Consider the following 12,374-nt stretch of genomic DNA (forward strand, 5'->3'; position numbering starts at 1 on the left):
AAATCCGCCGCCTCTTGTTTTGAGAGTATCAGACGGAGCGTGGTTATCCGTCGTTTCGAAGAAAGGAAGAGCATTATGGCAGTAACAGGACAAGTACATTCAACAGAAAGTTTTGGATCAGTAGATGGACCAGGTATCCGTTTTATTGTATTCATGCAAGGATGCCGCATGCGTTGCCAGTTTTGTCATAATCCAGATACTTGGAAGATTGGCACGGGTATCGAACGAACGACTGATGACGTCTTAGAAGAGGCGTTGAAATATCGCGAATTCTGGGGACAAAAAGGTGGGATCACCGTTAGTGGTGGGGAACCGTTACTTCAAATGGACTTTCTGATCGATCTGTTTCGCAAAGCCAAAGCAGAAGGGGTCAGCACAACACTGGACACTTGCGGAAAACCATTTACACGAGAAGAGCCTTTTTTCAGTAAGTTTCAAGAGTTGATGACTGTGACTGATTTGCTGTTGTTTGATATCAAACATATCGATAACAAAGCCCATAAAGAGCTGACCACCCAATCCAATGATAATATTTTGGATATGGCAAATTATCTTTCAGAGATCAATCAGCCCGTCTGGATTCGTCATGTGCTGGTTCCTTTTAGAAGCGATTATGATGACTTCTTGATCCGTTTGGATGAATTTATCAAGACGTTGAAGAATGTCGATAAAGTTGAGATCTTACCTTATCACACGATGGGGAAATACAAGTGGGATGAGCTAGGCTTGAAATATCCCCTTGAAGGAATCGAACCACCAACCGAAGATCGGGTGAAAAATGCCAAACGTTTGCTCCATGTAGATGACTATAAAGGCTACTTAACCCGTTGATCAAAACAGGAAAGAAGAGATTGCTATTGCTTCTTTCCTGTTTTTTTACTATGATTAGAAAGTGAATATCAATTGAAATAGGAGCGATGAAGAAATGTCGAAAATATTAGTATTCGGTCACCAAAATCCTGATACCGACGCTATTGGTGCAGCGATTGCCTTTGCAAACTTACAAAATCAACTTGGGAAAGACTGTGAAGCGGTGGCGCTAGGTACACCGAATGAAGAAACACAATTTGCACTAGACACCTTTAGCCTGGCTGCTCCTCGTGTAATCGATTCAGTAACTAAGGAAACACAAGAAGTAATGCTGGTGGATCACAATGAGTTTCAGCAAAGTGCGGCAGATATCGCTGATGTTACAGTGTTGGCAGTGGTTGATCATCACCGTATTGCTAACTTTGAGACAGCCAATCCGTTGTATTATCGTGCAGAACCTGTTGGTTGTACCAGTACGATCGTATTGAAGTTATACAAAGAAAATCAAGTGGAAATTCCAAAAGCGATCGCAGGAATCATGCTTTCAGCGATCATCTCCGATACATTGTTGTTCAAATCGCCAACATGTACCGATGAAGATGTAGCGGCAGCAAAAGAATTAGCGGTTTTAGCAGGTGTTGAACTGGAAGCATACGGATTGGATATGTTGAAAGCCGGCACAAATCTTGGAACGAAATCAGCAGCAGAATTGCTGGATCTTGATGCAAAAAGCTTCCCAATGGGCGGGAAAAACATCCGTATCGGACAAGTCAATACAGTCGACCTAAAAGAGGTCTTTGACCGTCAAGCAGAATTGGAAGCTGCCATGAAAGAATCAATGTCAGCAAATGGCTATGATTTGTTCTTGCTTGTTGCTACTGATATCTTAGACAGTAATTCTGAGCTATTAGTTGTTGGTGAACCAATTGCCCCAGTAGAAGCAGCGTTTGAAACGACATTAACGAACCATCGTGCCTTTTTACCTGGCGTTGTTTCTCGTAAAAAACAAATCGTTCCTCAATTAACAGCGGTTTTCGAAGGATAATTAGGATGAATGTCAGAGTGCTGGTGAGATCTGTTTTGGTAGATCAAGCCAGCATTTTTCATGATTTTTTTAATAAGGAGTACACACAGTGAAATTTTTTTATAGTCCCCATTATCGTTCGTTGCAACCGATCCTGGCATCTTCTGAATTCCATGATTTGGTTCATGTGCTTTTAAGCTGTCAGGAACCGCCGACACTACGAGAGCTAAAAGCGAAGTTTCCAGAGGTGTCATTTGATAAAACCCTTGACCGTCTGATCGCATCAGCTTTGATCATCCGCCAAAATCGACGCTATTTTTTAGGTTTTCCTGTTTATACCGAAGAAGATCAAAAGCAGCTGCAAGAAAGTGACGGTTTTTATCAAGATGCCCTTGATTGGTCAACACAAGAAATCGCTGGTTTTCTCAAAAACTTTGCGACATTAAGTAATGAAAATAAATACTTCTATGGTTGTTTGCAGGAGGTGGAGCAGGGGATTGTTTATTCCTTGGCCCATGAAAGTTTTCAGATGATCTCATACGCAGAAGCGCCATGGCCACCAACGCTGCCGGCTTTTTTTGAAGCAAATCGCCAACTGCAAAATCTATCGGTTTATGACGAACTAATGGATTTGATCGGCGATGTCGATCCGGTCTATTACTTAGATCAAGTAAGTGTCATCTTTGAACGTATCCGTAAAAACAAAAAAGTGCGTCCGAGTATTTTTCTAGAATCGCTTCAACAGTTGAAAATCGTTAGTTCCGAGCTAGATTTCTTGCTGGAAGAAATAAATTGTGATAATCTAAAAAACGGCCGTTATCCATCTGCTGAAAAGGATATTTTCTTGCAACGATCAGTGCTCGCTCACTTAGCGAAAAAAGCAGGTTCATACAACACGTTTTTTTTCAATAATAATTGAGATTTCTAATAATTATGTTATTTGTTTTAAATTTTCTGAATATTACAAAGCTGTTAGATGTTATTCTAATAGCTTTTTTTCTTGTTCGCTAAAATGATAATTTGATGAATAAAAATTAAAATATAACGATCGTTTTGCTTGGAGATTTGATTTCTTGATGATATGATGATTTTAGAACGTTGAAAGGGGATATAAAAATGGAAGGATATAAAACGGTTGATTTTGAACAGTTGGAACGGAATAAAACGAAAGCAGAAATGATTACATTCGTATCAATGTCAGAGATAGAAGCGGCACGGCAAGCAATTACAAATGCGGGGATCGATGAAACGCGTTTTTCTGATGGAGATCTCATTCTCGCATTAAAGCAAAAGGAACGATTTGGGGCAAATACGATCGTTTCAGTGGTTATTGATTGGCTAGTGAATCAAAACTATTTAGTGAATCCCGCGAATGCCCTTCGTTATTTGGCAAAAAAAATGGCAGATGGTCCATTAACGAGTTATAAATTATTGAGTGAGGGAGAGTTTGACTGTGATGGCAATTATTACTTAATTGGTCACGCAGACAAGTCCTTGGCAGTAAATAAAGCCTATAAAGTTTACACCGATGGGCAAGTAAAAGAGCTTTGGCAAGCAAAATAATTGAAGGTGATTTCGGCTCTAGCGAAGAAGGGAAACGGCTGTAGAAGCAGTTGTTTTCGTAAAAGGATCGAAGATTGAAGGTTGTGAAGGACGCGTGAAACTAAACATTCGAATCAGCTTAGCTGGCAGTCATCTTTTGATTGGTGCATTCAGTTTGATCGGTGCATTGCTGACGCTTTATAAAGTACCAACTAGTTTTGGTACGATCCAAGTCATGTTAGGTGAAATTTATTATACCGATACGGTATTTGACCGATTTACTCAGCTTTTCTTATTGGGGATTATTAGTCTTTATACCGTAGTGACGAGTTTTTACGGGTTTCGATTCTGGTGTTTTTGCTCCGCCTCTTCTGCATTTGGGACACTGCTGGCATATGTTGAATTAACTGAGACATTTCCGGTGATGGTTGTTTTCATCCTGGTTTTGGCAAGCTTGTTTCAGTTAAGTGTAGTCACATACTTCATTTTCCAAAAGCTAAAAAGTAGAGCTGAAACAGGTTGAACAGATACGTTCAAGCTGTTTTTTTCTGTCCTGAATAATTCGTTCGTATCATAGGGTTATTAGGTTACTAGAATTTTATTTTATGCTATGCTAACAGTAGAGATCGTTTGATTGCAAATGCTTCTCTATGAAAAAATGGGACAATGATCGATCGTTAAAGAATAAGCGATCAAGATGAGTCGAAGGAGGACTGATGAGAGAGTGGTTACCAAACAACAGGTACTGACTGCAGAAAAGGACTTTCTGAGCGGTGAAAATTTTTATGTCCAACATTTCTTAGGAGCCCATCAAGCGGATGATGGCTATGTGTTTCGTGTTTGGGCACCAAACGCTCAACAAGTTTGGCTGGTTGGTGATTTCAACCAATGGACAGACACTTTGCCAATGAATAAAAGGGCAGAATCTGGGGTCTGGGAGATTGAGACCAACCAAGTAAAAGAAGGACAGCTTTACAAATACAAAGTCAAACAAGCAAATGGACGAGAAGTATTGAAGATTGATCCTTTTGCTGTCCATTTCGAAGCTCGACCAGGAACTGCTGCCGTGTTGCATTCGATCCCACAAAAAAAATGGCGGGATGGACTATGGCAAGGCCGCAAAAAAAGACAGAAAACATTTAATCGACCTCTAAATATTTATGAAGTTCATGCCAGCTCGTGGAAGCATCACGAAGACGGCACCCCTTATCGCTTCTCTGAATTAAAAGATGAACTTATTCCTTATGTGAAAAAAATGGGTTATACCCATATTGAATTTATGCCTTTGATGGAACATCCATTAGGTACCTCGTGGGGCTATCAGCTGACAGGTTATTTTGCGCTCAGTTCCTATTATGGGACACCAGAAGAATTTCAAGACTTTGTAGAGGCATGCCATTTAGAAAATATTGGTGTCTTTGTTGATTGGGTACCAGGACATTTTTGTGTCAATGATGACAGCCTAGCTTATTATGACGGCACGCCGACATTTGAATACATGGATGAAAACCGTGCCAAAAATGTTCGCTGGGGTGCGATCAACTTTGATCTCGGCAAACCACAAGTCCAAAGCTTTCTGATCTCAAGTGCCTTGTTCTGGATCGAATTTTATCATATTGATGGTATTCGGGTAGATGCCGTTTCCAACATGATCTATCGCGATTATGATGAAGGTCCATGGGAACCAAATCACGAAGGGGGCAATCGCAACTTTGAAGGCTATTACTTTTTACAGAAGCTTAATTCTGTTATCAAGTTAGCCCATCCAGCAGTGGTCATGATTGCAGAAGAAAGTACGTCTGAAACCAAAATAACAGGAATGGTCGAAGAAGGCGCGTTAGGATTTGATTATAAATGGAATATGGGCTGGATGAACGATGTCCTGCGTTTTTATGAAATGGACCCGATTTTCCGTAAAGATCATTTAAATCTGCTTTCTTTCTCTTTCATGTATCGGATGCAAGAAAATTATATCTTGCCACTTTCTCATGATGAAGTCGTTCATGGTAAAAAAAGTTTGATGCATAAAATGTGGGGGGACCGCTACAAACAGTTTTCACAACTACGAAATCTCTATACGTACATGATGATGCATCCAGGGAAAAAACTGTTATTCATGGGTAGTGAATGGGGACAGTTTTTAGAATGGAAATATGATCATGGGCTTGAATGGGTCGATTTAAACGACACATTAAATGCAAAAATGCAGTTCTTCACCCAGACCTTGAATGAACTATACAAAGAAGAACGAGCCCTTTGGGAATTGGATGATCAAGAAGATTCATTGATGGTGATCGATGCAGACAACTTAGATGAAACGACATTGACTTTCTTACGACAAGGAAAAACGAAAAAAGATTTCTTGATTGTTGTTGTCAATCTGACACCAGTGGAGCGTCACGATTTTGCGATCGGCGTGCCATACGAAGGAACGTATCGAGAGATTTTAAACACTGAACGGGATGTATTTGGTGGAACTTGGGTGGCTAATAACCAAGACTGCCAGACCAGTAATGCCCCTTTTAAACAATACGACTATCAAATCAAAACAATTTTGCCTGCACTTGGGGCTTTGATTATCAAACCAGAAAAAATCAAAATGACTCGTAAAAAAGCAGTAAAGAAAGCATAAAAAAAGAGTAGAGGGGGAACGGTGAGTAGATCACCAAACAAAATGAAAACAGAAATGTTAGCAATGATCCTCGCAGGAGGACAAGGGACTCGTTTAGGGAAACTAACAAAAAATATTGCCAAGCCAGCAGTTCCGTTTGGCGGCAGGTATCGGATCATCGATTTCACGTTGAGTAATTGTGTCAATTCTGGAATCAAAAATGTGGGTGTAGTCACGCAGTACCAACCTTTAGCACTGAACAACCATATCGGCAATGGTGCCAGTTGGGGATTGGATGGAATCAGTACCGGTGTGACGATTTTACAGCCATATTCAAATTCAGAAGGCGAAAAATGGTTTGAGGGAACTGCCCATGCCATCTATCAAAACATCGCCTATATCGATGAGATGGACCCGCAATATGTCTTGATTTTGTCCGGCGACCATATCTACAAAATGGATTACGAAGAAATGCTGGAAAAACACAAAGAAAATGATGCTTCATTGACGGTTGCAGTTCTCGAAGTTCCGATGAAAGATGCTTCTCGTTTCGGGATCATGAATACTGATAAAAATGACCGCATCATCGAATTTGATGAAAAACCAGCCGAACCAAAAAGCAATCTTGCTTCGATGGGGATCTATATATTTGATTGGAGTCGTCTACGCAGTATGCTTTTGAGTAACTACACAAAAGACGGCGAAATGGTCGATTTTGGGAAACATGTCATTCCTTCTTATCTAGAAAGCGGCGACAACGTTTTTGCCTATCGCTTCTCTGGCTATTGGAAAGACGTAGGAACGATCGATTCATTGTGGGAAGCCAACATGGAATTTATTGATCCAGCCATGGAGTTGAATATCCGGGATAAAAGCTGGCAAGTGTTCTCCAAAAACCCAATCGCACCGCCGCACTTTGTAACTGAAACCGGTGCTGCTAAAAATTCGCTTGTGATGGACGGCTGCTATGTTGCTGGGGAGATCGAGCACAGTATTTTATCAGAGAACGTGCAAGTGAAAGAAGGCTCGACTATCAAAGATAGCGTAATCATGCCTGGAGCGGTGATTGGCAGAAATGTCAAATTAAATCGAGTGATCGTTGGGGAAAATGCAGTGATTGGTGACGACGCAGAGATCGATGGAACAGACGAAATTGCCGTAGTCGGCTATTCTGAAATTTTAGGGGTGACGATTGATGAGAACTAATAAAATGTGTGCAATTTTAGGGAACCTACAGCGATACCAAGACTTGTTGCCATTAACGGAGAATCGTCCGCTGTCGACCTTGTTGTTTGACTGCAAATATCGCTTGCTGGATTTCAATCTTTCAAGTATTGAAAATGCCAACATCAAACAAGTCTACATGATTTTCAATGAAGGAGAGACTCAGTCGGTCTTTGATCATATCGGTGGTGGAAAAGAGTGGAACTTGGACGGTGTTCAAAACCGGTTCTTTATCCACTTATTTCAAGACTCATTGAAAAAGCAAGCCGAAGGGCAAGAGTACTACTATAACGTCATTGACTATTTGGAAAAATCGAAATCAGATCACACTGTATTTATGGGCAGCAAAATCTTATGCAACATCGATTTGCGTGCTTTGCTGAAAATTCATCAACTACAAGGCAATGAAATGACTGTGGTGTATAAACGCATCGGTAGTGACAATGTTTCTGAAAGTGACTTGTTGTTTAATGTTGACAGTGAAGGACACTTAGAAGAAGCGATCCAAGCGAAAAAAGGGGAAGTTGGCTCCCTAGTCAACTTGTGTACGGATATTTTTATCATTCAAACGGATCGTCTGATCGCGGCTCTTAAAGAAGGGCAAAAAGTTGGCGCAACGGCAGATCTCGGTCAATTTTTACGAGAGATGATCTCTGTGGAGAACACTGGCCTATATGAGTACACTGGTTACTTAAGTAACATTTATGATATCTCTTCTTATTATCAAACAAATATGGACATGCTAGATGTGCATAAATTCACCTCATTGCTTTATTCGAATCAAAAAATCTATACCAAATTGAAGAATGAAGTACCAACCTATTATTCGGAAACGTCTGAGGTGAAAAATAGCCACTTTGCTTCTGGTTGCATCGTTGAAGGCTCTGTCGAGCAGTCACTGGTTGCTCGCCGTACGAAAATCCATCCTGAGGCAAAAGTCAAAGGCGCGATCATTTTCGGAAATAACGAAATCAAAGCAGGTGCCGAAGTCTCTTATGCGATCTTAGATAAAAATGTAACCATCGCAGAAGGTGTAAAAGTGCAGGGAACCAAAGAAACGCCGATTGTCATTAAGAAGAATTCTCATGTGACAGAAGATGTAATCGGAGGAGCAAGCGCATGAAGGTTTTGTTTACAGCAGCAGAGTGCGCTCCGTTTTTTAAAACAGGCGGGTTAGGGGATGTTGCAGGTGCATTGCCAAAAGAGTTGGTCAAAAAAGGCGTCGAGACAGTTGTCGTCTTACCTTATTTCACGAAAATGCCTGCCGAATACCAAGACCAAATGGAAGATTGTTTTTCCTTTGAAGTGGCGGTCGGCTGGCGCAAGCAATATTGTGGAATCAAAAAATTAGTTCTAGGCGCTGTGACTTATTATTTCATAGACAATCTCTACTATTTTGGTCGCGAACGGCTCTATGATTTTTATGATGATGGGGAACGCTTTGCTTTCTTCCAATTAGCCGTGATCGAAATGATGGAACGCATTGAATTTATTCCAGACATCGTACATGTCAATGATTACCATACGGCGATGATTCCGTTCTTGATCAAAGAAAAATATCATTGGATCCAAGCGTATCAAAACATACGCACCGTTTTGACGATCCATAACATTGGGTTTCAAGGGTGGTATAGTCGCGATATTTTACCGGATCTTTTTGGGATGGGTACGGAAAGATATGATGATGGAACCTTGCGTTTAAACGATTGCTTGAACTTTATGAAAGCAGGAATCTTGTATGCGGACCGCATCACGACCGTCAGTCCTTCCTATAGTGAAGAAATCAAAACAGCTGAGTTTGGTTGTGGTCTTGAAGTCATTTTACGCATGGAAAGTGGCAAGCTAAGCGGTATCTTGAATGGAATTGATTATGAAATGAATGATCCAGAAACCGATCCTCATTTAGACTATCCTTTCAGTGTCGAGGATTTATCAGGAAAAGCTAAAAACAAGCGAGTGCTACAAGAACAGTTTGGCTTGCCAACTCGTAAAGAGGTTCCGTTGATTTCCGTTGTCAGTCGTTTGACCACTCAAAAGGGGTTCCATTTAGTTCTTGAAGAAATGGAAAACCTCTTGCAGTTTGATGTCCAGTTTATCCTATTGGGAACCGGTGAGCATGATTTTGAAGAAGGCTTTCGCTACTTTGCGCAGAAATATCCTGACAAATGTGCTGCCGCGATTTCTTTTGATATTGCACTGGCGCAAAAGTTATACGCAGCAGCGGATCTCTTCTTGATGCCTTCGGCTTTTGAACCATGTGGACTATCGCAGATGATCGCGATGCGTTATGGTACATTACCGATCGTTCATGAAATCGGTGGCTTGAAAGATACGGTGGATTCCTATAATCCGATCACGAAACAAGGAACCGGCTTTGGCTTCCAAGAGTTTTCACCTTTTTACTTGATGAATGCTTTAAAACAGGGGATTGAATTGTATGAATCGGATCCGACAACATGGACGGCATTAGTCAAGCAAGCAATGAAAAAAGATTTTAGCTGGAATCAAAGCTCAGATCTTTATGTTGAGTTGTATAATACTATCAAAGTTTGATTGTTTTAAGACAGAAGAATCCTTGTCTGCAACAGAGCGGCTAGTTGTATGACTAGCCATTCTGGCGGCAAGAATTCTTCTTTTTTATAAACGGTTAGCATAAAGGAGTGTAACCCTATGACAAAAGAACGATTGCGTGATCTGTTAGAAACCAACGTGCACGAACTGTTTGCGATAGAGATCGATGAAGCATCACCGCAGGAATTGTTTCAGGCGCTAGCCAATGTCGTGAAGCAAATGTATTCAGAAGACTGGCGCCAGACCAGAAAAAATCTCTTGTTGGAGGATCAGAAACAAGCGTATTATTTTTCAATCGAATTTTTACCCGGCAAAATGTTAAAGAGTAATCTGTTAAATATGCAGCTGTTGGAGCAAGCGGAAGCCGTTTTTGAAGAGTTAGGGGTTTCACTTGACGATGTTGCAGAGACGGAAAAAGACATGGCTTTAGGCAACGGGGGACTCGGTCGCTTAGCGTCTTGTTTTATGGATTCATTGGCTTCTTTAGGTTTGCCGGGAAATGGCAATGGGATCCGCTATCGCTACGGATTATTTAAACAAAAATTTATTGACGGTCATCAAGTAGAGTTGCCCGATGACTGGTTGCGTTCGGGGAATGTTTGGGAAGTCCGCAAAGAAAGCAAGGCGGTGCCTATTCGTTTCGGGGGCCATGTCTATCTCGTTACCGGAGAGGACGGGAAATTAGCCCCAGTTTATGAAGGTGGCTTTACCTGGCGGGCGGTTCCTTATGATACAGCAATGGTTGGCTACCAAAATCACCATCTCAATACCTTGCGTTTATGGAGTGTTGAGGTTCCTGCCGAAGATGAGGCGCACTACGCGACACTAGAATCGCGGCAAGCATTGGAAAATCTGACAGCGGTCTTGTATCCCGATGATTCCAATGAGACAGGCAAACGGACCCGGCTGATGCAAGAATACTTTTTTGTGTCTGCAGGGATCCAAAGTATCGTCCGTTATTATAAAAAATTGAATTTACCTTTGGCCATGATGAGTGAACGAGTAGCGATCCACATCAATGATACGCACCCAGCCCTTTGCGTCCCAGAACTGATGCGCATTTTAGTTGATGAAGAAGGTCTTGCTTGGGAACAAGCGTGGTCGATCACCGTAAAAGTCATGAGTTATACGAACCATACGATCATGGCGGAAGCCTTAGAAAAATGGCCCGTGCGCATGATTGAAGAAGTTTTGCCGAGAATGGATCAGATCATCAAAGAAATTGATCGCCGTTTTGTGGAAACGATGCAAGGGGTCCATCCGCAAGCCTTACTGGAACGGACGCGAATCATTATTGATGATCAAGTCCATATGGCACATCTCGCGATCATCGGCAGCCACAGTGTCAATGGCGTAGCCAAGCTCCATTCTGATTTACTAAAATCAGTGGTACTCCATGACTTTTACCTTATTTATCCTGCCCGTTTCAACAATAAGACCAACGGCATCGCGCAACGGCGTTGGCTTCAGCTAGCCAATCAACCGTTAGCCAAAGTATTGGATCAGTCCATCGGTACAAGCTGGCGCAATGATCCATTAGACCTGCAACTACTCAAAAACTATTATGAGGACGAAACTGTTCTCCAACAAATTGCCGACGCAAAAATGAGTAACAAGCGTGCACTGGCACAGTACATTCAAAAAGCAACGGGCATCACAGTAGATCCGACGGCAATATTTGATGTGCAGATCAAGCGTCTGCATGCATACAAACGACAATTACTAAATCTTATGCATATTCTAAAGCTCTACTTTGAGGTCAAAGACGAACCAACTGCTGCGTTTCATCCAAGAGTCTTTCTCTTTGGTGCCAAAGCCGCACCAAGCTATCACTACGCAAAATCGATCATTAAAGTCATCAATGAAGTGGCGAATCTGATCAATCATGATGAAACCATCAATGATAAAATCAAGGTTGTTTTTTTAGAAAATTACAACGTTTCTTTAGCAGAAAAAATTATCCCAGCAGCGGATGTCAGTGAACAAATATCATTGGCCTCCAAAGAAGCTTCAGGGACAAGTAATATGAAGTTGATGCTAAATGGGGCAGTAACGATCGCCACTTTAGATGGTGCCAATATTGAGATTCGAGATGCAATCGGTGATGAAAACATCGCGATCTTTGGGCTAACCGAAGAAGAAGTGTATCAGTATTACGCCCAGCGTAATTATTCTGCCTATGCGTATTATGAGTCAGATCCACTACTACAACGTGTAGTCAATGCCTTTATTGACGGGACAATCCCCAATATCCAAGTAGAAGGACGCGAGATTTTTGATTCACTTTTGAAATACAATGATGAGTACTTTTTATTAAGAGATTTCCACGCCTATTGTGATGCACAGCATCGGGTGGATATTGCTTATCAAGATACTCATCGCTGGCAAAAAATCAGTCTAATGAATATTGCGAATGCTGGGAAGTTTTCGGCGGATGAAACGGTGCGAAATTATGCAGCAGATATTTGGCAGATCGATCCATTATTTGCCCATATCAAAGAACCAAATGCGGCAAGCTTGACGGAGTCAGTGCCTCCAAGGGGAGACAATTGAAGCGACTTCGGTTGAAATGGCGCAGTCTTTCGTGAAATT

10 protein-coding genes are annotated in these 12,374 nt (G+C 41.5%); all 10 read left to right on the forward strand.

What is annotated here, in order from left to right; genetic code table 11:
- Positions 1-75 precede the first annotated feature (75 nt).
- The 10 genes from pflA to IGJ12_RS06450 all read left to right on the forward strand — a co-directional run bounded on the left by pflA (position 76) and on the right by IGJ12_RS06450 (position 12,335).
- Positions 76-831: a pyruvate formate-lyase-activating protein gene (gene pflA, locus IGJ12_RS06405; protein ID WP_008379682.1), complete on the forward strand. Its 756-nt coding sequence runs from the start codon at positions 76-78 to the stop codon at positions 829-831.
- A 94-nt stretch (positions 832-925) separates the two neighbouring features.
- Positions 926-1,855: a manganese-dependent inorganic pyrophosphatase gene (locus tag IGJ12_RS06410; RefSeq protein WP_008379685.1), complete on the forward strand. Its 930-nt coding sequence runs from the start codon at positions 926-928 to the stop codon at positions 1,853-1,855.
- A gap of 88 nt (positions 1,856-1,943) precedes the next feature.
- Positions 1,944-2,753, forward strand: a complete 810-nt coding sequence (locus IGJ12_RS06415) for a DUF1803 domain-containing protein (protein WP_207463016.1) — start codon at positions 1,944-1,946, stop codon at positions 2,751-2,753.
- 197 nt (positions 2,754-2,950) lie between these two features.
- The gene (locus IGJ12_RS06420) at positions 2,951-3,397 is read left to right on the forward strand and encodes a hypothetical protein (protein WP_005236794.1); all 447 of its coding nucleotides are present in this window, start codon (positions 2,951-2,953) and stop codon (positions 3,395-3,397) included.
- 94 nt (positions 3,398-3,491) lie between these two features.
- Complete coding sequence (locus IGJ12_RS06425) at positions 3,492-3,899, forward strand: hypothetical protein (protein ID WP_005236791.1); 408 nt, start codon at positions 3,492-3,494, stop codon at positions 3,897-3,899.
- A gap of 174 nt (positions 3,900-4,073) precedes the next feature.
- Complete coding sequence (glgB, locus tag IGJ12_RS06430) at positions 4,074-6,008, forward strand: 1,4-alpha-glucan branching protein GlgB (protein ID WP_016613231.1); 1,935 nt, start codon at positions 4,074-4,076, stop codon at positions 6,006-6,008.
- A 42-nt stretch (positions 6,009-6,050) separates the two neighbouring features.
- Positions 6,051-7,193, forward strand: coding sequence for a glucose-1-phosphate adenylyltransferase (locus IGJ12_RS06435; RefSeq protein WP_016613232.1), 1,143 nt, complete (start codon positions 6,051-6,053; stop codon positions 7,191-7,193).
- The gene (gene glgD / locus IGJ12_RS06440) at positions 7,183-8,334 is read left to right on the forward strand and encodes a glucose-1-phosphate adenylyltransferase subunit GlgD (RefSeq protein WP_430619486.1); all 1,152 of its coding nucleotides are present in this window, start codon (positions 7,183-7,185) and stop codon (positions 8,332-8,334) included. The genes IGJ12_RS06435 and glgD overlap by 11 nt, the downstream gene beginning before the upstream one ends.
- Positions 8,331-9,764, forward strand: a complete 1,434-nt coding sequence (gene glgA, locus IGJ12_RS06445) for a glycogen synthase GlgA (RefSeq protein ID WP_430619487.1) — start codon at positions 8,331-8,333, stop codon at positions 9,762-9,764. The genes glgD and glgA overlap by 4 nt, the downstream gene beginning before the upstream one ends.
- 117 nt (positions 9,765-9,881) lie before the next feature.
- Positions 9,882-12,335: a glycogen/starch/alpha-glucan phosphorylase gene (locus tag IGJ12_RS06450; protein ID WP_430619488.1), complete on the forward strand. Its 2,454-nt coding sequence runs from the start codon at positions 9,882-9,884 to the stop codon at positions 12,333-12,335.
- The last annotated feature ends 39 nt before the right edge of the window (positions 12,336-12,374 follow it).

This window comes from Enterococcus sp. DIV0802b (assembly GCF_050543535.1).
Lineage (GTDB): Bacteria > Bacillota > Bacilli > Lactobacillales > Enterococcaceae > Enterococcus_D > Enterococcus_D entomosocium.